General features: G+C 68.0%; 18 protein-coding genes. 3 read left to right on the forward strand and 15 right to left on the reverse strand.

Annotated elements, in window-relative coordinates:
* Position 1: 1 nt before the first annotated feature.
* Both AB0D74_RS12670 and AB0D74_RS12675 read right to left on the reverse strand, forming a co-directional pair.
* Positions 2-1,117, reverse strand: coding sequence for an MAB_1171c family putative transporter (locus AB0D74_RS12670; protein WP_362584068.1), 1,116 nt, complete (start codon positions 1,115-1,117; stop codon positions 2-4).
* Positions 1,118-1,120: 3 nt separating this feature from the next.
* Positions 1,121-1,657, reverse strand: coding sequence for a hypothetical protein (locus tag AB0D74_RS12675; RefSeq protein ID WP_362584071.1), 537 nt, complete (start codon positions 1,655-1,657; stop codon positions 1,121-1,123).
* 706 nt (positions 1,658-2,363) lie between these two features.
* Between AB0D74_RS12675 and AB0D74_RS12680 the strand changes: the two genes are divergently transcribed.
* Complete coding sequence (locus AB0D74_RS12680) at positions 2,364-2,804, forward strand: TIGR03618 family F420-dependent PPOX class oxidoreductase (protein ID WP_362584074.1); 441 nt, start codon at positions 2,364-2,366, stop codon at positions 2,802-2,804.
* Positions 2,805-2,863: 59 nt separating this feature from the next.
* Here AB0D74_RS12680 and AB0D74_RS12685 read toward each other — a convergent pair whose 3' ends face one another.
* The 13 genes from AB0D74_RS12685 to AB0D74_RS12745 all read right to left on the reverse strand — a co-directional run bounded on the left by AB0D74_RS12685 (position 2,864) and on the right by AB0D74_RS12745 (position 17,754).
* Positions 2,864-3,337 carry a hypothetical protein gene (locus AB0D74_RS12685; protein ID WP_362584077.1) on the reverse strand — a complete coding sequence of 158 codons (474 nt, stop codon included), beginning with the start codon at positions 3,335-3,337 and terminating at the stop codon, positions 2,864-2,866.
* Between the two features lie 308 nt (positions 3,338-3,645).
* The gene (gene fxlM / locus AB0D74_RS12690) at positions 3,646-5,628 is read right to left on the reverse strand and encodes a methyltransferase, FxLD system (RefSeq protein WP_362584247.1); all 1,983 of its coding nucleotides are present in this window, start codon (positions 5,626-5,628) and stop codon (positions 3,646-3,648) included.
* A gap of 221 nt (positions 5,629-5,849) precedes the next feature.
* Complete coding sequence (locus tag AB0D74_RS12695; RefSeq protein ID WP_362584080.1) at positions 5,850-6,881, reverse strand: EcsC family protein; 1,032 nt, start codon at positions 6,879-6,881, stop codon at positions 5,850-5,852.
* A 364-nt stretch (positions 6,882-7,245) separates the two neighbouring features.
* Complete coding sequence (locus AB0D74_RS12700) at positions 7,246-9,141, reverse strand: ABC transporter ATP-binding protein (protein ID WP_362584250.1); 1,896 nt, start codon at positions 9,139-9,141, stop codon at positions 7,246-7,248.
* A gap of 79 nt (positions 9,142-9,220) precedes the next feature.
* Positions 9,221-10,111, reverse strand: a complete 891-nt coding sequence (locus AB0D74_RS12705) for a phosphotransferase (protein WP_362584083.1) — start codon at positions 10,109-10,111, stop codon at positions 9,221-9,223.
* Between the two features lie 565 nt (positions 10,112-10,676).
* Positions 10,677-11,966, reverse strand: coding sequence for an SAM-dependent methyltransferase (locus tag AB0D74_RS12710; protein ID WP_362584086.1), 1,290 nt, complete (start codon positions 11,964-11,966; stop codon positions 10,677-10,679).
* A gap of 41 nt (positions 11,967-12,007) precedes the next feature.
* Positions 12,008-13,372: a cytochrome P450 gene (locus AB0D74_RS12715; RefSeq protein WP_362584089.1), complete on the reverse strand. Its 1,365-nt coding sequence runs from the start codon at positions 13,370-13,372 to the stop codon at positions 12,008-12,010.
* Entirely contained in the window at positions 13,369-14,688 is a 1,320-nt protein-coding gene (locus tag AB0D74_RS12720; RefSeq protein ID WP_362584092.1) for a cytochrome P450, read from the reverse strand. Before AB0D74_RS12720 ends, AB0D74_RS12715 begins: the two co-directional genes overlap by 4 nt.
* Entirely contained in the window at positions 14,685-15,218 is a 534-nt protein-coding gene (locus AB0D74_RS12725; RefSeq protein WP_046732174.1) for an ATP/GTP-binding protein, read from the reverse strand. Before AB0D74_RS12725 ends, AB0D74_RS12720 begins: the two co-directional genes overlap by 4 nt.
* 49 nt (positions 15,219-15,267) lie before the next feature.
* Complete coding sequence (locus tag AB0D74_RS12730; RefSeq protein ID WP_362584094.1) at positions 15,268-15,630, reverse strand: DUF742 domain-containing protein; 363 nt, start codon at positions 15,628-15,630, stop codon at positions 15,268-15,270.
* A complete protein-coding gene (locus AB0D74_RS12735) occupies positions 15,627-16,103 on the reverse strand; it encodes a roadblock/LC7 domain-containing protein (RefSeq protein WP_362584097.1) in 477 nt (158 codons plus the stop codon). Before AB0D74_RS12735 ends, AB0D74_RS12730 begins: the two co-directional genes overlap by 4 nt.
* Complete coding sequence (locus AB0D74_RS12740) at positions 16,090-17,445, reverse strand: ATP-binding protein (protein ID WP_362584100.1); 1,356 nt, start codon at positions 17,443-17,445, stop codon at positions 16,090-16,092. Before AB0D74_RS12740 ends, AB0D74_RS12735 begins: the two co-directional genes overlap by 14 nt.
* Before the next feature lie 114 nt (positions 17,446-17,559).
* Positions 17,560-17,754, reverse strand: coding sequence for a hypothetical protein (locus AB0D74_RS12745; RefSeq protein ID WP_362584103.1), 195 nt, complete (start codon positions 17,752-17,754; stop codon positions 17,560-17,562).
* A gap of 864 nt (positions 17,755-18,618) precedes the next feature.
* Between AB0D74_RS12745 and AB0D74_RS12750 the strand changes: the two genes are divergently transcribed.
* Positions 18,619-20,016 (forward strand): helix-turn-helix transcriptional regulator, encoded by a 1,398-nt coding sequence (locus AB0D74_RS12750; RefSeq protein ID WP_362584106.1) that lies wholly within the window; start codon positions 18,619-18,621, stop codon positions 20,014-20,016.
* Positions 20,013-20,741 (forward strand): haloacid dehalogenase-like hydrolase, encoded by a 729-nt coding sequence (locus AB0D74_RS12755; protein ID WP_362584109.1) that lies wholly within the window; start codon positions 20,013-20,015, stop codon positions 20,739-20,741. Before AB0D74_RS12750 ends, AB0D74_RS12755 begins: the two co-directional genes overlap by 4 nt.
* The last annotated feature ends 128 nt before the right edge of the window (positions 20,742-20,869 follow it).

A 20,869-nucleotide genomic window follows, 5' to 3' on the forward strand; every position in this document is an offset into this window, starting at 1 on the left:
GTCACGCGCTCAGCCGGAGCACTTCCGACACCGCGATCAGCTGACGGACGTCCTCGTCCCGGTCGTCGCCCTTCGGCACCGCCAGGGCGACCGCCTGCCCCGGTGCCGGAACATCGTTCTTGATCATGTCGGCGGCGACGCGCAGACGTTGGGCCAGCTGAGCAGGCTCAAGGTCCAGCAGGTTCATGCCTTCCCCCCTGCCCACCACATAGGGGCTGATGTCGACCAGTCCGTCCCGGCATTCCACTATCCGGCGGTGGTATCGGCGGTGGACACCACGCGCCCGCCACCGATCCCAGAACCCCAACGAAGCGGGACGCAGGTGGTTCTGGGGATAGACCTCGATCAGGAGCTGCCACAAGGGGGCCAGCCGACGGTGATCGCGTCGTCGGCGCAGCCACAGCCGAGTGGCGGTGAGCCTGGCGCGGGCCACCGAGTACGTGACGCCTGCGGCGAAGAGCAGGCTGGACACGACCAGCAGGAGCGACGCGTAGGTGTTGACCCGATACGACACTGAACCACCGCTCCACCGGACGGTGACGAAGACCGCGCGGATCGCGCAGGCCACAGCCATCCCGCCCAGGCCGATCGCGGCCATCCACAAACCCGTGGCGTGCGGCCGGCGCGACATGCGCGCGTAGGCGGCGGACCACCATGCGGCGGCACCGATCGCGTACATCAGGTACAGGCCGGCGACGGTGTAGAAGAGAAAGATCTGGGGGACCGTCATGTCCACGGTGACATACGGCTTGCCGAGTTCATCGTGCGGCACGGTCACGGCGGCCACCGTGATCGCCACCGCGACCAAGGCCATGATGGCGCCTTCCCACCAGGCACGACGACGCGCTCCCGGCCCGTCCGCCGAGTACAGGTAGAAGCACATCAGGAAGTAGACCGCCAGCAACAGCAACAGGTTCTGGGCGAGCCGGGCCATGCCGTGCCCAGCGAGGGTGTCGATACCGCTGGCGCCTCCCGGCATGGCCGCTGGGTACGACAGGCCCATACACAGGAAGGCGAGCGCCACCGACCGCGTGGGAGCGTCGTGCGGAGCACGGAACCACAGGTAGAGCCGCCACGCGACAGCGACCGCGATGATCAGCAGAAGGTACTTGACCACGGCCTACAACCACCCTCGCCGGTCGCCCAGAGCGGACTGAACCCGACGCACTCGCGGGTCCTCCGACAACGGAGGAAGGGCATCCACCACCGAGGACCACTCCAGAATGATCGTGGCCGCCAGCTCCACCGAGCACTCCTCCGCGTCCTCGTACGAGCACCGGGCAGCGACCCGCCGGATCAGCTTGGGGTCCAGGACAGGCACGAGAGCAGACCACTCCTCGACGAACTCGTCCGGGGACGCCTCGGGGGCCGCACGGCCTTCCTCCCACTCATCGACGAGGATGTGGAGGAGTTCGTGCAGGATGATTTGCCGCTGGTGCAACGGGGTCGTCTCCTCCTGGTAGAGGATCACGTCCGTCTTCGGCATCTCGACCCACAGTCCCGAGGGTCCGGGCTTTTCCAGCGCGAAGGGACGCAGGACCATCGGACGTCCACGCCGCTCACCGAGCGCCGTGGCAAGCTCGTCCATGTCCAGAGGCGGAACGATGCCAAGGCTGCGCAGCTCCTGCCGCAGGCGTCGGTGCAGGCCGCGCTCCACGGTTCGTTTCTCGGCCGTACGCCATCGCCCCAGCCGCCGGCACCACACCCGCCCCCTCACGGGAACCGTAGATTCCGGCTCGCCGCGGCGGCTTTCTCCCGGAGACATTGCGCAATCCCTTCGTACCGGCCGAACAGGGCTCGCACTCGAAGCCGCTCGTCAGCCACCACGGGTCAAAGACGTTTCCGTCCCCAGGGCAGCACTCATGAAGGTGATCGCAGACACCGAGACCAGGACCCTCCGTATGGAGCGGACCAGCCGCAGCGATTGGGCTGCGAGTACCTACGAGACCCTTCTGAACGCGCTTGATCGCAAGAGCGAACGGAAGGCAATCGATCGGAGCCTTTCGAGGTGGCTCCCAGGAACCTCTCGGACCTTACGTGAGGCTCATAAAAGACCAACAACCGAAAGGCTCTCCTCGCGATCCAAGGAGGGCTGAAAAACACCTAGGCGAAAGGTGCCAAATCGACCATTCGAGATGTCGATCAAGACCCTGAGCTGCCACTTGCCCTTATGTTCATTTTGGTCACTCCCGTGCAACCATCACACGATTTCGTTACATTTTCGAGATATTCAAGATGCAAGATATATGCCCATAAGGGACATCATTGACGATAGCGCGCTCACCCTTTGGGGTGCCACATCGGGTGTGGGGGTGGTCACGAGCGTGCAAGTTCACCCAGGTCGCCGCGTTATCCTCCGGGTCATGCCTGCGGATATATTCAGCCAGCTGACCAGATACTCAGAGTTCTGGCGCGAGTACCACTTGTGTACGCTGACCACTCTTCGCCCTGACGGCAGCCCGCATGTAGTACCCGTTGGCGTGACCGTCGATGTCGATGCAGGCGTCGCTCGCATTATCACCCGCAAATCCAGCAAGAAGATCGCCAACATTCAGGCGTCCCGGCCCGGTGAAGCACACGTGGCTGTCTGCCAGGTCGACGGGGGACGCTGGGCCAGTCTGGAGGGCACGGCCGAGGTCCTCACCGACGCTGCCGCGGTGGAAGACGCCGTCACCCGCTACGCCGACAGATACGGACGGACCCCGGCCCCGGATCCGGAGCGCGTTGTCATCGAGATCACGATTACTCGGGCCATGGGCCTGGCCAGTCGTTCCCAGCCGGCACCGTCACGGCGCACTATCTGAAGCGAAGGTTTCGAGGCACTGGGAGCGGCGCCGCGCACCGTGCGGGCGAGATGGTCGGCTTATCTGCCTCCGGCGGTGAGACTTGCACGCATAGCTGCTTGGAGGTCCTTGCGGGCTTGGTGGAACCGTTCCAGTCCTTCGAGGTACTCCGGCGACGCCAGGGAGAGTCCTGGGTGGGAGTCGAGCAAGTCGCGCCATTGCCGGAGCAGCCTGTACGCGTGATCGGACTTCTCTCGAACCGCCTGCGGCGCTTGCAGGGCGACTCTGTAGCGCTGCGTCAGCACGGAAGTATCGCGAAAAGCGTCCAACGCCGCCTGGTACCGCGCGGCCGCATCGTTCTCCCTGAGGATGATCACCCGCAGGACCGACGAGCTGTCATTCAAGGCAGCGAGGTATGTGCTGTAGAGATCCCGGAGGGATTCGTGCATGCGGTTCGCTTGCTCACGACGGGATCGTGTGTGGTCGGCGATCAAGGTCGAGCCGATCCCTAAGACGGCACCGACGACTGTGCCTAGCAGCGTCCCCCAGTCCACGCGTGCCACCGTAGTACGACCAGCTCGGCACGGAAACCGGACAAATGCCAGCACTGTTCTCCCCGTTCGCCGACCAACCATGAGGCTCAGAGGGGCCCACTGGGGTACCCATCGGCGTCTCGCCACCGGCAGGAGCCGAACAACCCGCTAGTCGACCTCCTGCACCAGAGCACGCCCGCGCACATCGGCGAACGGGGTGTGGACACCTTTCCACACGTGCGCGCGTGACGTTCCATGCGCGGCTGGCGTCATAGCCGAGCCTTCTACTGCGGGGCCCATGACCTCCCTGGCGTTCCTGACCGCCGGCGTCACGAGGCCCTCTCCGCCACGGACTGGCAGCCCGCTGCGTCAGCGGTTGGGTCACCGGACGTTTCCCAGTCGAACACGAGGTCGACGTGGGGCTTCCTGATCACATGCGGGTTGGACTCGACGGGGTGACAGGCGTGGGCTGGGTGGACGGTGAGCATGGGGGTGCTGTCACGGGCCGTACGGTCCCAGGACGTGACGAGGTCGGTCATCGTGTCGGCCAAGTCGTCTGCCTGGGGGCCGTAGGCGTGGACGCCGAATTCCCAAAGCCCGTCGCCGTCGTCGCTGATCTTGCGGTGCAGCACGTGGGCGAGGGAGTCGTCGCGGACGAGGGTCGCGGCGTCCGAGCCCTTGGAAGGTTGGAGCACGCCGGTGTCGAGAGCCTTGTCGACGGCCAGGCGTGCGAACCCGGTGTCGAGGTGGGTGACCAGCCACAGCATGAGCTTGTCGAAGGGCACCTGGCCGGGGATGGTGACGCCGGTCCACCGCTCGGTGCGGGGCATATCGAGAGCGGCTTCGAGGCGACTGGTGTCGGTGGGGGTGCCGTCGGCGAAGCGTACGGTGATCTCGCCGCCGCGCAGCTTGACGGTGTGGTCGGGTCGGTAGCCGGGGCCCTGGAGAGGGACGAACCCGCACACCTCGAAGCGGTCGGCCACCAGCAGCTCGTCGCGTTTGGTGAAGGCAACGGACCATGTGTAGCCGTGGATCCGCAGTGGGACGACCAGGCGCCCGCCCTCGGAGAGGCTGCTGATCCAGGCGGGCGGGATGTCGCGGGCTTCGACGGTGACGACGATGGCGACGATGGCGTCCACGCTGCCCGGGGCGGCGAAGGTCGCGGGCGACTGTTCGCCGTCGCCGAGGTGGACGCGGACCTGCTGGTATCCGGTGTCGTCGAGGAAGCGGCGGGCGCGGTCGGTGACGTAGGGGTCGATGTCGATGGTGATCACCGTGCCGTGCGGGCCGACCAGCTCCTGGAGGAGGGCGGCGTTGTAGCCGCCGGAGCCGATCTCGATCACGGTGTCGCCGGGTTGGAGGGCGGCGTCGCGCAGCATGACCGCCTGCAGCCAGGGAGCCGAGACGCTGCTGGTGGTCTTGCCGTCAGGGGTTTGCTTAGTGACGGGGGCCTTCTTGGCGTCGTAGGCGTCGGCCAGTGGGACATCGGGCAGGAAGCGGTGGCGAGGGACGTGCCGGATGGCGGCCTCGATCGTGCTGCCCGCATCCGTGTAGCCGTCTTCGATCAGCCGGTCGGCCATCGTCTGACGCAACGCAGCCACTTCTTGTGCCTGTTGGGCGGACTCGGGAATGGTTGCAGGGATGATCGGGTAGCGGTGGACGGGCGGCAGACCGGTCAGCAGGCCAGGCCACACAGTGTCGATGACATGCGCGCTCGGGGTGAACAGCGGTTGGTCGAGGTGGGGCAGGTCCGTGATCTCGTGCCATTCCCAGCGGCTGGTCAAGTGGGGTTCGGTGACGACCGGTTCACCTGTATGGGCGGTGATTCGGACCGCGGCCGTCATCCGCGGGATGCCGTGTGCGGAGTCCATGAGCAGGGCCAGCAACCGGGCACTCGCCGGGTCGGCGGTGAGGCCGGTTTCCTCGCGCAGCTCCCGTACGGCGGTGACGAGGAAGTCCTCGTCGGCTTCGTTCTTCCCGCCGGGCAACTCCCACACCCCGCGCCGCCTCGACCAGCCGAGCAGAATCCGCCCCACGGGGTCGGTGACGACAACGCCCGCGCCTGTCAGGGCGTGCGCGGAGGGCTCGTTCTTCCCGGCGCAGATGACATGGCCAGGGGCTGGACCGCGTAGGACGATGAACGCGAGTCCGTCGGCATCGTGCCGTTCGGCGAAGCGCCACCCCTCGCACAGCAGGCCGAGTTCGTCCTCGTCGAGGGCGATGTCGCGCCGCTCGTCGGGCACGTTCGTCGTGACGGAGGTGATGACGACGAGGGTGCCGCCGGGGCGCAGTCGTTCGCGCAGCCTGTTCATCACGCGGGTGCGGTCACGGACGAAAGCCCACCGGCCCGAACCGCCCGCATCACCTGCTCTCCCGCGCAGGCCGGGACAACCACCGTCATGGACGATGGCGTTGCCTTGTTCCGTCATCCAACTTGACAACGGGGAAGCCGTACTGATCGCCGATGTTCCAGCCGAGCACCAAAGTCACGATCCACAGCTGCCGTGAACGATCGACGAGCTCGACGGCGAAGTCACGACCGTGCGTCGTCGCAGCCGATCCTCAAGGACGCTTCGCCCTCGTCGTCGCCTGGCTCATCATCCAAGTCGGCGAACTTCGTGAGGTTCGGGGGCAATGCGAGGCCGTATTTCTCTGCGAGGAAGAGCGTCTGCGCGTAGAGGCGCGCCTGCTTCGCAACGTCCCCGATCACGTAGGCGTTGGTGGTAGTCGACGCCACGACGGCAACGACGGGGAGACCCTTGGCGGCTTTGCCTACAGGCACGTGGGACACGCCGTTCCACTGTTTCATCAGTTTCTCCAGCGCAGCCAAGATCCGATGGTCGTGGCGAAGCTTCTTACTCCAGTTCTTCCGACCCTTCGCCGCAGCAGCAGCGAGATTGGCCCTTCGCGCTGTCGCGGCCTTTGGAACCTGATCACCGAATGAACGGGTGACCATCCGTCGAACGATGTGCTGGAGTTCGGGGTCCTTGGCGTCGAATCCGTAGGCGTAACAGACTCTGGCCACAATTGCGTTTATCAAGATCTGCATCACCAGAAGATCGGCGGCGATTGCCAACGCTCCTCCCGCAATGGGAACCATCGCCAAGGCACCCAAAGCAGCTCCCTCTGCCGCACCAAAGGACCGCCACTGCAACACGAGTCGCCTCACGACCTCGTCCAGATCGGCAAGGTCGAGCTTGCGAAGGTCCGCTAGCGATGCGACGTCGCGGCCCTTTCGGCGATGGAAATCGATCACCTTCTGCGGGTCAGTGAACTCGACGGCCAAGTCGTTGACGAACTCTATCGTTCCCACGATTCCGTCGACCGTCGGCGCAAGGGCCGCATCGGCGACTTTCGCGCCGAACTCCTTGAACGACTCCGGCGTAGCCTCAGCAACGGCAGTACCCGCGCGGACGGCAAACTCCTTCGTCATCTCACCAACTGCGCCCAAGGTGGCACGGGCTTGGGGCGGCACCAGCTCACGGCGCTGTGCCTTTTTGGTCCAGTGCGCGTTGAGTTCGCGCCACCGGCGCGATTCGTACGGCGAGATCGACAGGCTCGTCATGGTTGTGAGACTAGTACACCATCAGGCCATGATCACGACGATCTGTGACGCTCAACCAGACTGCAGTGGCCGCTGCGCCGCCATGTCGCGCTAGCGGACGCCTGCCTACCGATTCGACCTTGTGCCGGATCAACTCCGTACGCGCCCTGCGTACGTCTCTGGCCTTGCCCGTGCTCCGTACCGCCATATCCTTGACGGTACGGAGCAACCCGCTTGCTACTCCCGGAAAGATCACTAGAGATCAACACCGACAGCTATGGGCCGCGACCATGGCGCACCGAGATCCGGATTTGCGCATTCACTGCACATCCTCAGCCGACATCGCGCATTGGATTGTGGAACCTACAGCGGCACCCCACTGTGGTCAGCGGCTGGTGGACAGAGCCAGAAGTTCCGCGAACAGGCCGTTTCCGTCGGACAGTTCGTCGTAGGCGCCCTGTTCAGCGATCCGGCCGTCCTTCATAACCAGGATCCTGTCGGCGATCTTGGTATTGACCAGCTGGTGGGTCACCAGGACCGTGATGCAGTCGCTGGTGCGGGCCTTGATCTGCTGGAGGATGGTGTACTCGCCACGGGCGTCCATCTCCGAGGTCGGCTCGTCCAGGACCAGGAGCCCCGCCCGGCGGTACAGCGCCCGGGCGCAGGCCAGGCGCTGCCACTGGCCGCCGGACAGTTCGCTGCCGCCCCACAGCTCACGGGCAAGCAGCGTGTCCAGACCGGCCGGGAGGTCCCGAACGGCTTGGGTGAGTCCGACCGCCTCCAACGCTTCCCACACGAGACGGTCGTCTTCCTCGTGGGGCTGGCCGAGGGTGACGTTGTCCCGCACGGACAGCGGCCACTGCGCGAAATTCTGCGGCACCAGCCCGGACACCTTCCACAGACGGTCGGGGTCGAGGGCGGCCACGCTCTCGCCGTTCCAACAGACCGTGCCCTTGTCGGCCAGGAAGATTCCGGCGAGTAGCCTCACCAGGGTCGACTTCCCCGAGCCGTTCTCCCCTACCAGGGCGAGGACCTCTCCCCTGCGCACCGTCAGCGACACGCCGTCCACCGCCGCCTTCTCCTTGCCCGGATAGCGGTAGACGGCCTCCGTGACGCAGATGTCCTCCAGCGGTCCGTCAACGGCCAACGCGCCTCGTTTCGGGGCATGTTGGGCGGCATAGTCGAGGAAGGAGTCCGAGTCCGCGAGGTAGAGCGAGGTGTGGAACATCGCCGCGCCGTAGATGACCAGCTGGGACAGGGCGCCGAGCGTGGTCTGCACGGCGACGACCGCGGTCCCGGCGATCGCCGGCTCGATCCTCCCAATGGACACGAGCCAGGCCAGCACGGCCCAGGTGGCCACGAGGAAGGTTCCGCTGATCACTGAGCTCGTCAGGTTGATCTTCAGCATCCTGGGCGCAGCCGCGAGGGTGCGCGCGTCGATCCGCTCGGAGATGGCCCGATACCAGAAGGTGAGGTAGCCGGTCATCGTGTTGGCGCGGATCTCGTCGGTGAACTTGGCCGAGGTGGCCCAGCCGCGCAGGTTGGTGCGCACGTTGCGGTCGCCGACGTTGGCGTAGTGGGTTTCGTAGGTGACCCGGGCGTGCAGGATCGCGCCGGCGCCGGCGGGGACGACCGCGAGCAGGAGCAGGGGCAGCAGCAGCGGGTGCAGCACGGTCAGCACCCCGCTCGCGGTGACCAGGCGGATGACGGCGGCGGTGAGCCGGTTGGCGTCCTGGATCATGACGTGGCTGCGGACCACCCCCATCTCCGCGGCTTCCTGCCGGTCCGCGCAGCCGTCCTCGGCTCGGGCGGCGGCCTCGATCCCGCACACCGCCGCCACCAGGGCGCTGTCCGCCTCCGTCGTCAGCCGGGGCGTGATCCGCCCGTCAGCGTACGAGGACAGCGCACTCGCCGTCCGCCCGGTCATCGCGGCCAGCGCGATCACCACCAGGGCGGGCAACGCGTGGTGGAGCCGGTCGGCGACCGCCCCGGTGCCGAAGACGGCACGCATCGCGTGCGCGGTCGCCGTCAGCTGGACGGCAGAGCTGACACCGATGGCCAGCTGGCAGCCGGCCAGCAGCAGCACGGCGACGCGGTCGATCACCCACGCCATCCGCGCGGTCCGCGCCAGCACCGACGGCAGGCGCCGGACCAGCTGCGCGAACCCCGCCTCTTCCAGCGGGTTCTTGCTGTACATGCCGCCATAGCGCAGCTGGGCGGGCGGCGGGGGCGGCACCCGCCCGGCGCCCACCGCACCGCTCGTCCGCTCCGGCCGGGACATGACGCTCACCGGCTCCCTCCTCGCGCGCGGTCCGGGCAACGGCTCTGATCTGCTGTGAAGCCCAGTGGTGGTACGGGCATCACGCGCTCACCTCGTCCTTCACCCGGTTGAGCACGGCCTCGCAGGCGTCCGCAGCCTCCTTGTCGCCGAGGGCGCGTGCTTCGACCAGTGAGCGTGCGGCGGTGAGGGCCGTCAGACAGCGCAGGGCAACCCACTCGTCGTGGCCGAGGGCGCGGCCGTAGCCAGTGAAGAACGCCGTACGCAGGCGCGGCTGGGTCATCCAGGGCCCGCAGGCGAGGTGGACGAAGTCCAGGATCACAGGGGCGAACCGTGCCGACTCGAAGTCACGCAGGGCCAGTTGCGTCTCGGCGGACCAGATAAGACTTGAGCCGAGGGCGCCCCCGTGAATGAAGCCGAGCGGCATTCGGCCGACGAAGCGCAGCCGGTCGGCGAGGCCCATGACGAGCTTCTGTTCGTCCGACGACAGGCGGTCGCTGACCATATCGAGGTGACGGGCCGCGTCGTCGGCCAGGCGGGACAGCACCGTCGGCGCGTCGTGGTGCGCGGTACCGGTGTGCCTTCCGGCCTGGTGTAGCTGGGCGAGGAGCAGGCCGGCCCGCCAGTGCACCGTCCTGAGCATGGCCTCCTTCAGCCGCAGCTGGGCAAGGGGAGTGCCGGGCAGGGCCGTCACGATCAGAGCCAGGTGCGCGGCGGAGGTGGCCAGCAGGCGTGGGGCCGCACCGGGGCCGAGGGCGGGCACAGCGTGTCGGTGGGCGAAGGTCTCTTGGGTGAAGGCACCAGGGTTCTGGGCGATCTTGATGTGGAAAAGGGCGCCGTCACTCGTGCGTACGACGTCCCACGCACCTGCGAGCGACGGACCGGCCGTGGCGTTGCGCAGCACGGCGAGTGGGCCGAGGGTCCGTTCCGCCCAGGCCACGACGGGTGCCGAGGGTGATTGCTGTCCGGTCATGCCCCCCACCTCGGTGTCAGGTGGCGCGTATCCAGGGCGTACGCCGGAGTGCTGCCGGCCGCAGTCACCCTGTGGCTCCGGAGGACTGCCCGGGCGGCCTCGGGGTGAGCGGTGACTGGATGAACGAGGAGAGGCACAGGGACGGGATTCATGATTCCTCCGGTGGTTGGCCGAGCGACGACACGGTGGAGTGACGGCGGTATGCCGGGGCATGACCGTCCCGGATGCCGCCAACAGCGCGACATCCGAACCGTGTTGGGGATGACTGATGATGACCGGGACAACGACCCGACGGCCCGACTCGAACACGCGTGTTTGAGTCGGATCCCCAGCCGTGTGAATTCGGGGGTCTCGCCTCGCCGACCGCCATCCAGCACGCTTCCCGAGGCACGGAGGGTGGCCGAATCGCCGCGAGCGGATGCTCAAGTGATCCATGGGGCTGGAGTGAAAGTTGGTTTGCGTACCAAACCCGGAGCCCGCCCCATCCGCGACGGGGGCACGGACGGGACGGGCGGCATGTGGGTCTGGCGCATCGCTCGGCAGGCCAGCTTGGAAGTTGGCGCCGTCACGGCTTTACGGCGATGGCCGCGAACGCTGCTGATGAACCAGGGGGATACGCGGTACCTGTAACGCCGTGCCAGTGGGCGATCTCCACCAGCCCGGGGGCGAGTAGACGCCACCCGTCGAAGAACCGGCCGAGTTCATGAGGGCTGCGCAGGGCGATGGGACCGATCGACTCGGTGTACAGATCTCCGACCCGCTTCATCGAACCTGGGTGCAGTGCGGCGGTGGGGTGGGTGATGGAGAGGGCACTGCCTGGGGCCAGCCGACCCGTGAGAGCGGAGATGGCCGGGTAGGCGAGGCGGTCGGGTACTTCGTGCAGGACGGCGTGGGCGAGTACGGCCACCGGCCGGGACAGGTCCAAAGCGCCTCGCAGGTCCGGGTCGGTGAGGATGCTGTCGGGCTGGGCGAGGTCCGCGTGCACATGCGCCGTTCGGTGGGGGCGTGGCGCCGTGAGCAGCGTGGCGGCATGGGCCATGACGATCGGATCGTGGTCGACGTAGGCCACGGCGATCTCGCTTCCACGGGGCAGGACTGCGGCGGCGGTCTCGTACAGCGTCGGGGAAGTGGGGAGCCCACATCCGAGGTCGATGAACTGGGTGCTGCCCAGCTGGCCGGCCAGCAGGGCGACCGCTCGGATGGCGAACGCGTCGTTGATGGCGACGGCATCACGGAGGAACGGGGCGACGGTGAGGAGTTGTTCGGTCATTTCGCCGTCGACGGGGTAGTGGTCTTTGCCGCGTCGGAGGCAGTCCTGGACCCTTGCCGAGCTGGGCTTCGCGGTCAGCAGCCGCAGAGTGACCGCCGAGCCCAGAGAAGGCAGTGGGGCAGGCGGTCCGACGGCCTGGAGGGCGGGCGCGCTTCGGCTCTCCCCTACCGGCTGGACGGCGTGGTGTGCCGCATGCCGACGGCTGGCGGATGCGGCTTGGATGCGGCGAGGTTCGATGCCGTGCGCCTGCTCCAGCCGGCGCAGCAACTCCTGGGTCTGCCGGAGGAGCACCAGCAGGTGTTCGTACGCGAGATCCGGCCGCGGCTTCGAACTGGCACGGTCTTTGACCCTGCCGATCAGCGCCCGGAGTTCCGCCTGCTTCTCTCCCCCGATGCTGCTGGCAAGCGGCTCGGCGGCCGTCACCAGGCGCAGAGCGAGTGCCCCCAGGGAGGTGAGCGCCGCGGCGACAGCCATGGGAGCGTTCGGGACGCGGAATGCGATGGCGTCCAGCTCCCGCCGCGCGTTGGTCAACAACGTGGGCACATCCGTGCCCTTCGTGGACGCGGCGGGAGTCGTGCTCGTCATGGGAGTGCTCCGTACGGTGCTGTAGAGGTTGATTGGCCAGGTCAGGCAGCGGGCGTCTCGGCGATGTGCGCAGGAGGTGGCGTTCGGCCGGGAGCTGCTGAGGGTGCGGCCCGGGCCGTGAGGTGATCAGGGGCCGGGGGCTTGACCGGTGCGCCGTCGAGGTAGACGGGGATCTGCTGGTGGCCGTTGGAGATGAACGAGGCGAGGGGACTCAGGTTCTCGGCCGCCGTGGCCAGGGTGAGGCGAGGGAAGCGGCCGAAGAGGGCGTCCAGTGCGATGCGGGCTTCGAGGCGGGCGAGGCCGGCGCCGAGGCAGTAGTGCGCTCCCACGCCGAAGGACTGGTGGTTCTTTCGCGTGGGCCGGGTGGCGTCGAAGCGATCAGGGTCGGTGTGCACGCGGGGGTCGCGGTTGGCGGCGGCGTAGTTGATGACGATGAGGTCGCCGGCGCCGAAGGTCACCCCGGTCTCGGGGTCGTGGATGTCAACCGTGGGGAAGCGCGGAAGGATGTTGGCGACCGGGGCTTGGTGGCGCAGGGTCTCGTCCACGACGTCGTCCATCGTGATGCTGGCGTTCTCGGCCTCGACGAGGGCGAGCTGGTCGGGATGGGTCATGAGGTTGACCGAGGCGTGGTCGATCAGGTTGACCGTGGTCTCGTGGCCGGCGCCTATGAGCAGCAGGAGGCTGTCGATGAGTTCCTGGTGGGACAGCCGGCTGTCGGTGGCGGAGTCGTGGGCCTTGATCAGGTCGGAGGTGACGTCGTCTCCGGGCATCTCGCGCTTGGCGGTGACCAGTCCGTCCAGGGCCTTGTAGAGGGCGAGGTTGCGGGCCTGGGCCTGTTCCTCGGTGATGTCGGTGGCGAAGGCGCCGCCGATCAGCTCGCGGAAGGTGTCGTGGAGGTTGTCCGGGACGCCCAGGAGCATGTTGACGACACGCAGCGGCAGCAGCCAGGCGAAGTGCTCCCGCAGGTCCACGGGGTTGCCGGTGCCCCGGTGGTGTTCGAGGTCATCGAGGAGGGCGTGGGCGATGCCCTCGATGGCGAGGGCGAGCGCGCGGACCCGGCGGATCTGGAAGCCGGTGCCGATCAGACGACGCAGTCGCTTGTGCTCCGGTCCGTAGGCGGTCAAGGCGTTGCGGACCTGGACCCAGAGGCGGAGGGGCCACTTCTCCGGGATCTGCCCGTCGACGAAGGCGGGCCAGTGCTGGTGGGCGTCCTTGGAGACACGGTCGTCCAACAGGAGGCGCTCGATCAGCCCCGGATCGGTGACCGACCAGGCGGCGACCCCTCCGGGCAGTTCGATCCGGGCGGCCGGGCCGAGGGCGCGCAGCTGACGGGCCTCGGCGTGGAGGTCGGAGCCCGCCGGGTCGATCGCGAACGGGCAGCTGGAGGGAGGGAGCTGGGAGGTCATCGCGGTCCTCTGCTGGAGTTCGGGACGGTGGAGGTCGTGCGAGGGAAAGCGACGGGGAGATGCGTCCAGCCGCTCTGGAAGGTGCCGGGGCGGCGGACGAGTTGGGCAGATGAGCAGGCGAGGGTGAGATCGGGGATCCGGTCCAGGACGCGTTCGATGGCGGTCTCGGTGATGACGCGGGCGAGATCGGGTGCCGGGCAGGCACGGACGCCCGCGCTGAAGGCGAGGTGCGCCCGGTTGCCCGAGCGTCGGTCGGAGCCGGCGGCGAGGGCGGGGTCGCTGTTGGCGGCGGCGAAGGACACCAGTATCGGGATACCGGGAAGCAGCCGGATGCCCTCGTAGACGTGTTCTTCGCGCAGGTAGAGGGGGCAGTAGCTGGACACCGGCGGGTCGTCCCACAGGACTTGGTCGAGCGCGTCGGAGACGGGTCGGACGCCGGTGTGCAGGTCACCGCTGAACCGGTCGTCTGTGATGAGCAGGAGCACGGCGTTGGCGATCAGGTTGGTGCACGGGGTGGTTCCGGCCCCGATCAGCAGGAGGATCTGCTGGATCATCTCCTCGTCGGACAGCTGGGCCTGGTGGGACACGAGCCAGGAGGTGACGTCGTAGCCCGGCCGGTGCCGTTTGAGCCTCGTGAGGGCCAGGCAGGCCTCTTCGAGTTCGGTGTTCACCCGGGCTGCGTCCTGGGTGGTGTCGAAGAGCCTGGCGATGGAGGTGACGATGGTCTGGCCGATCTCGGGCGGGCAGCCGAACATCTCGATCAGTACCTGCATGGGCAGGGGGTCGGCGAAGTGGGCGACCAGGTCGGGGAGTTCGTGGTCCATGAGGCGGTCGAGCAGGCCTTCGGCGATGCGGGCCACGCCGGCGGTCAGGGCGTGGGTGTCGACCCAGGAAAGACTGTCGGTGACCGCGCTGCGCAGGCGTGTGTGGTCGTAGCCGTCGAGCCACAGCGCGTTCCTACGCGGCCGCATCATCATGAGCGCGGGGGCGTCGGCAGGTACGCGGCCCTCGCGAAGGGCCGACCAGTGGTGGGGGTCCTTGAGGAAGATGCTCGGGGTGTTGCGCAGCAGGTACAGGGCGGAGCGGTAGGTGGTGGTGATGTAGCCGTAGACCCCGTGGTCGATCTCGCATGGCGCGATGGGGCCTTGGGCTCGGAGCCTCTCGTACGTCTGGCGCGGGTTCGCACTGAATTCGGGCCCGTGGATCGGTAGCGGCTGCGGCGGGACAGGCGCGGGCGGGTATCCCGCCGGGCTGTAGGGGCAGCCGCCGGCCGCAGGCGGCCAGTGGGGCGTGGGCCCGGGAGTCGGCATGGTCATCGGGGTGGCTCCGGCAACAGGGTGAGGAGATAGGACACGAGGCTGATCAGGGCGTTCTTGGAGCTGGGGCGGTCGCGCGCGTCGAAGAACACCAGCGGGGTCTGCTCGGACAGGTCCATCGCGGCCCGCAGCTCGTCGACGGTGTGCCGCGGAGCGTCGGGGAACTCGTTGACCGCGATGGCGTAGGCCAGCCCGAGCTCCTCCACCGCGCCGATGACGGGATAGCTCTGCGCAAGGTGGCGTGTGTCCACCAGGACCAGCGCCCCGAGTGCGCCGTGGGCGAGGTGACGCAGGATGGGGAAGAACCGTTGCTGCCCGGGCGCGCCGAAGAGGTAGAGCACGAGTTCGGGGCTGAGGGAGAGCCGGCCGAAGTCGAGGGCGACCGTGGTCGCGCTCTTGTCCGGGCGCCCGTCCAGGTCGTCGACCGGGACGCTGGCGGCGGTCATCACCTCCTCCGTCCGGAGGGGACGGATCTCCGACATCGTGCCGATGACGGTGGTCTTGCCCACGGAGAAGGCGCCCGCGACCATGATCTTCACGGTGGTCTCGTCACCGCGCAGATGGGTACCCGCGGCGGGGTTAGAGCTTGCGGAGCCCCTCAAGGACTGCCTCCAATACCTCTCGGTCGGCCGCCTGGACGGCGTAGAACTTGCCGTTGGTGGTGATGTGGCCTCGTTCCATCAGGTCGGCGAGGAGGACCCGCAGGACACTGAGGGGAAGCACGAGATACGCCCCGATCTCGGCCACGGTCAGTGCTCCCGGCTGACACAGCTCCAGCACGCGGCGCTGCTCCGGGGACAGGCCCGCGCGATCCAGGCCGGGGGTGGAGATGCGTACGGTCGTGACGAAGTCGAAGTGGTTGCGGCTCGGCTCGGAGCGGCCGCCCGTCACGACGTGCAGGCCCACCAGCCCCGGCCCCCGGACACGCCGGGACGCGGTCATGACGCGGACGGTGCCGGTTGCCGCGGGGGAAGGCCGAGGTAGTCGCCGATGCGGTCGACGACCTTCTCCATCTGGTACGACACGGCCTCGACGTCCGCCTTCTCGTTCATGGCCACGGCCAGGTACGTGCCGGCGCGGGCGGCGATGATGATGATGTACGCCTGCTCGTACTGGATCAGGGTCCGTTGCCATGGGCCGGCGGAGAAGGGCTTGTCCTCGCTGCTCCTCGGCTTGCTGGCGAACTCGGTCGACTCCTGGCTGACGGCCTGAAGCCCGGTGACGGCCGCGGCCACCCGCTCGGACATGGCCCTGGGGATGTCCTGGCCGCGGTCGATGTCCTTTGAACAGACGACCGGCAGTCCGTCGGCCGACAGCACCATGGCGCGCAGGACGCCGGGCTGCCCGAGGAGTTCCTCATCGAGCATCCAGCCCAGCCCGCTCAGCATGTCGAGCTTCTTGTTAACGGTCGTCATCGGTGTGCTTCCCTTCGTCGGGGAGGTGGGAGCCCGGGCCTGAGGGTTGGCCGCCCTGGGTGCCAGCGCGTTCGACGCCGCGCAGGAAGGCACCCACGGCACGGCCGCCGTCACTCGGGGTCTGGGTCTCGTGGACAGGGGAGGTGGCGTGCCGCGGCCCGGCGCCTTGTCGGGTGCGTTGCGGGAGGCCGCTGTCGGCGCGCGTCGGATACTGCGGCGGTTCGCCGGCCACTGAGGCAGGCTCTGCCGGTGGCGCCGGGGCGGAGGTAGTGACAGGCGGGTGCGTGCGTGCTTGCTCGGCGGCTTTCGGTACGTCTGCGAGGGCCACCAACAGCTCCTGTGGAATGAACACCCAGGCCCGTACACCGCCGGTTGCGGATACCTGGTCGGCGCCCGCCCGGAAGCCGTAACGGTCGGCGTACTGTCCGGCCGTCACGAACCCGAGCTGGGGCGGGTTACGCATCTGGGTGATCCAGATCTGCTGGCCACCGGAGAGCAGCAGGCCGGCGTTCGCGCGGTTCTCGGGCGTCATCCCGATGCCCGCGTCGTCGATGAACACGGTCACCCCGTTGGCTGCCGAGACGTACCAGACCTGGACCTTGGTGCCCGGCTCGGAGTGGCGGGCCGCGTTGTCGAGCAACTCGGCCAGACTCAGCACGATGGGTTCCACGGCCCGGCTGGTCACGGCGAAAGGAGCCTCGCCGGTGATCTCGATGCGGTCGTAGTCGCGGATTCGTGAGACGCCGCCGCGCACGACATCGATCAGGGGTGCGGGGTCGCGCTGGCGCCCGGGCCAGGATCCGATCAGCACGCTGAATGCCTGAAGTCGCCGGGCCAGCTGGTTGCCACCGTGGGAGATCTCGATCGCGTCCGCGAGCACCTTCGGGTCGTGGTGACGCTCGACCATCTCTTCCACCGCGCCCTGCAGCTCGTTCACGAGCGGCTGGATCGCGCGGATGAAGGTGCCCAGTGTCGTGCGGGTCACGTTCTCCGCGCGGTCGGCGGACTGGACCGTCGTCTCGTGCACCGTGCGCAGGACTTCAGCCAGAGCCCGGCCGAACTCGGTCTTGCTCAGTTCCGGGTGGAGCGAGGGCGGGGCCGCTGCCTGTTGGCCGCTCAGCACGGTGTGGATCAGGTGGGGCACCTGCTGCTGAGCGAGATGCCGTACCTCGTCGTCACGGGCTGCGACCGCCTCCCGCTCCATCCGCAAGGACGTCTCCAGGCTGGCGACGCGACGCTTTCCGTCGAGTGACGCGGCACGAAAGCGCACGGCCGTGGCCACGGCTGCGAGAACAGCCAGGGCCGACAACCAAAGGGCCGGATCCAATACGCGCGAGGTCATCAAATCCCCGAAGTAGAAAGAAAGGTTGGCGATGGGGAGGCATCGGTCCCGATGCCACGCAGTGCCGGAAATGTGACGCACTTGCGATTCAGCCGGACGGCTTGAAACCGGCGGCTAGAAACTGATCTTTCCGACGATCTGGGCAACGCTGTTCACGGCCTGCGAGACGGTGGGGGCGATCGAGGAGTCTGCGAGGTAGAAACCGAAGAGCGTGCAGACGACCGCGTGGCCCGCCTTCAACCCGCTCTTTTTGACGAGCAGGAACGTGATGAACCCCAGCAGGACGACGGCCGAGACGCTAACCGCCATACCGGACCTCGACGTTCCGTACGCCGGCGGACCGTGTCAGGGACAGCCAGTGAAGGAGCGCGGGCGCGTGTGTGCAGGTGTTCCGCGGACCGGGCGGAAACAGCCACACCCCCGAGCACCGCGACCGCTGTGTCGGAAGCCCGCTGGTCGAGCACTCCCAGGCTCCCGGGCGGCACAGCGTCTGCGGAGCGTGCCAGCGGTAGGCGGTGTCCGACTCGACAGGGATGTGCATCCTGACGTGCGACTCACAGCAGAAGACCGGGCCAACTGGAAGGCCGTCCTGCCGGACGCCCTCCACCGCACGGAGTCCCACCCCGAGCCCGACCTGCACGACGTCCACCGCGCCCAGCCGCGGCCTCGGGAACGCCGCCAGTTGGATCCCCCAGCTCAACTCGGACTGCGCGGGAGACGGCGACCGGGCCTGCGACGACACGGGGCGGTCGGGTGGAGCGCCCCAGCCATGCGACGGCCCCGCGAGCCCCGCCGGCCTCTGCGGCAGGGAGTCATCAGAAGCGACGCCAACTCGACCTGAAGCGAACATCATCGGGAGACTCCTGTGCGTCCGAACGGACCGGTTGAGCCGCTCGACCGGGCGACTTCTGTCACCGGAACGCGGGCTGGCCCCCAAGACTGTTCACTGGACGGTGATTACGCACATGCCGAAGGTGATATCACTAAGGTGATTCCGGCTCCGCGAAAGGACGCCCGGAGAACCGCACATCTCGCTCGGGGGAGGGAAGGGTGCCTCGCCAGGCGCAACGGCACTGCGATCGATGCGGCTGCTCCCTGAGCCAGTACAACTCGGATTCCCTGTGCGCTTCCTGCACCCGCTCGCAACCCAGGCAAGCTCATTTCACGCCGCTCGTGCCGGAATACGTCTGGACGGACACGGAAGTCCGAAGTGCGCTCGGCAACTGGGATTTCAGCCGGGCCAGCCGCCTCATCCGGCTCCGAAGTGGCCTTCGCCAGGGAGACATGGCCCAGCTCACCGGGATGAGCCAGTCCTTCCTGTCCATGCTGGAGTCGGGCAACCGGCGGCTCACCAACATCGACAAGATCATCGAGTTCCTGACAGGCCTCGGCGTACCAGCCGAGTTGGTCGCCCTTCCTCTCCCACATGCTCACGGCCCGGCCCAGCAAGCGCCCGAGATCCCGTTCGCCGGCGACGCCGATCCGAGCCTCCCCTGGACCTCGGCCCGTATGGTGGAAGCACTGGACAGCGCGGTAGGAGGCAACGCGATGAACCGTCGACGATTCCTCACCGCTGGCGGCATCGCGCTCACCACCTTCGTCAACGCCTGGGACACCGCCGAAGCCGAACCCCTCACCAGGGCAGCGGAGGGGAGTCAGCTCACCGGTGACCTGCTGGACGCCCTGCAGCGCACCACCGACAGTCTCCGCACCATGGACGCGAGCGACGGCAGCGGCACCCTCACCGCTCTCGGGGACAGCCACCTCCGGTTCCTCAAGCACCTGCTGGAGGAGACCTCGTACGACGAGGAGACCGGACGCCGCCTCGCGGCGATCATCGCCGACACGGCCACGCAGACCGGCTGGTTCGTCTTCGACTCCGGCGACCGGGATCGTCCACTCAGCTACCTGTACGCGGCCCTGCGCGCGGCGAAGGCCTCGCAGGACGTACGGCTGGGCGCCGGCGCCCTGTCCTACATAGCCATCCACGGCTACTCCACCGGGGCCCCGCACCATGCCGTGGCCGCGGCTCAGCGTGCCCGGGACAGGGTCAGGCACCTCGGCACACCGGCGCTCGAAGCCATGCTCCTGACGCGGCAGGCCCGCGGGCACGCCAAACTCGGCGAACGCCAAGCCGCCCTCACCGCACTCGGACGAGCGGCGGAACTCTGCGCTCAGGGCCGCTCCGAACAGGACCCGCACTGGCTGTACTGGGTCAACGAGGGCGAGATCCACGGCCAGACGGGCAGCTGCCACCTCGACCTCGGCGACCCGAGCAGCGCCGCCGCCAGCTTCAGCAGGGCACGGCAGGCACTCAACCCGGCGGACCACCGCACCCGGGGCCTGTTCCTCTCGCGTGCCGCCACCGCCCACGTCGAGCAAGGCGACATAGAAGCCGGGGCCGCCGCGGCGCACGAAGTCCTCGACCTGGCCGCGAGGCTCCGGTCGGCCCGGCTCGACAGCCACGTCGCGGACATGATCCACGGGCTCCGTCAGGTCGCCCACAGCCCGTACGCTCAGGACGTACTGGAGCGACACGTCGCGATGCCGGCAACAGGGAGCCGAACTTGACCGCCGCACCTCGGACCCTCGTCCTGTGGGACATCGACCGCACCCTGTTGTACGTCGGCGACATCGACAGGCAGGTCTACCGGGAGACCTTCGCCGAGATCGTCGGTCGTCCCGCGGAGCACCTCCCGGCACGAGGTACCGGCGTCACCATGCCCCTGGCGATCCGTTCCCTCCTGACGGACAACGGCGTCCCCGAGGCAGAGGTCCCGCATTTGTTGCCGCGCATGGTGGAACTCCTCCCCCGACGCCTCGCCGCACACACGGAAGACCTTCGCCGACAAGGTGTCCTCCTGCCCGGAGCCGTCTCCGCCCTCAAGAACGTGCAGGCCCAACCGGGATACGTACCGACGGTGGTCACGGGGAACCTCAAGCCCAATGCCCTGCTGAAGCTCCAGGCGTTCGACCTCACCGGCTTCCTGGACACGGAGATCGGGGGGTACTCGTCCGACAACGACCACCGCCCGAGTCTCGTATCAGTCGCCCAGACACGCGCCCAGACCGAATACGGCTCACGCTTCTCCCGCTCCAACACGGTCATCATCGGCGACTCCCTCGAAGACGTCCGCACGGGCCTCGAAGGCGGAGCACCTGTGATCGCGGTCGCGTCCGGCAAGACCTCCGCAGTTGATCTGGCGGCGGCCGGAGCCGACGTCGTACTCGACAGCCTCGAAGACGTTCCGCGGCTTCTGGGCGCGATCGCGGCAGTGACCCGCTCCGACGTCTGAGCACACCCCGCCGCCCACCAGCTGGGGTATCACCGGCGTGATTCCCGCCCGCGAGTGCCCGCACGTACGCTGCCGTCCGCAGACGAGGAACGGGGGCGCGATGCCGAGGAACCCTCGCACATGCGCCG

Source organism: Streptomyces sp. NPDC048278 (genome assembly GCF_040652195.1).
Classification (GTDB): domain Bacteria; phylum Actinomycetota; class Actinomycetes; order Streptomycetales; family Streptomycetaceae; genus Streptomyces.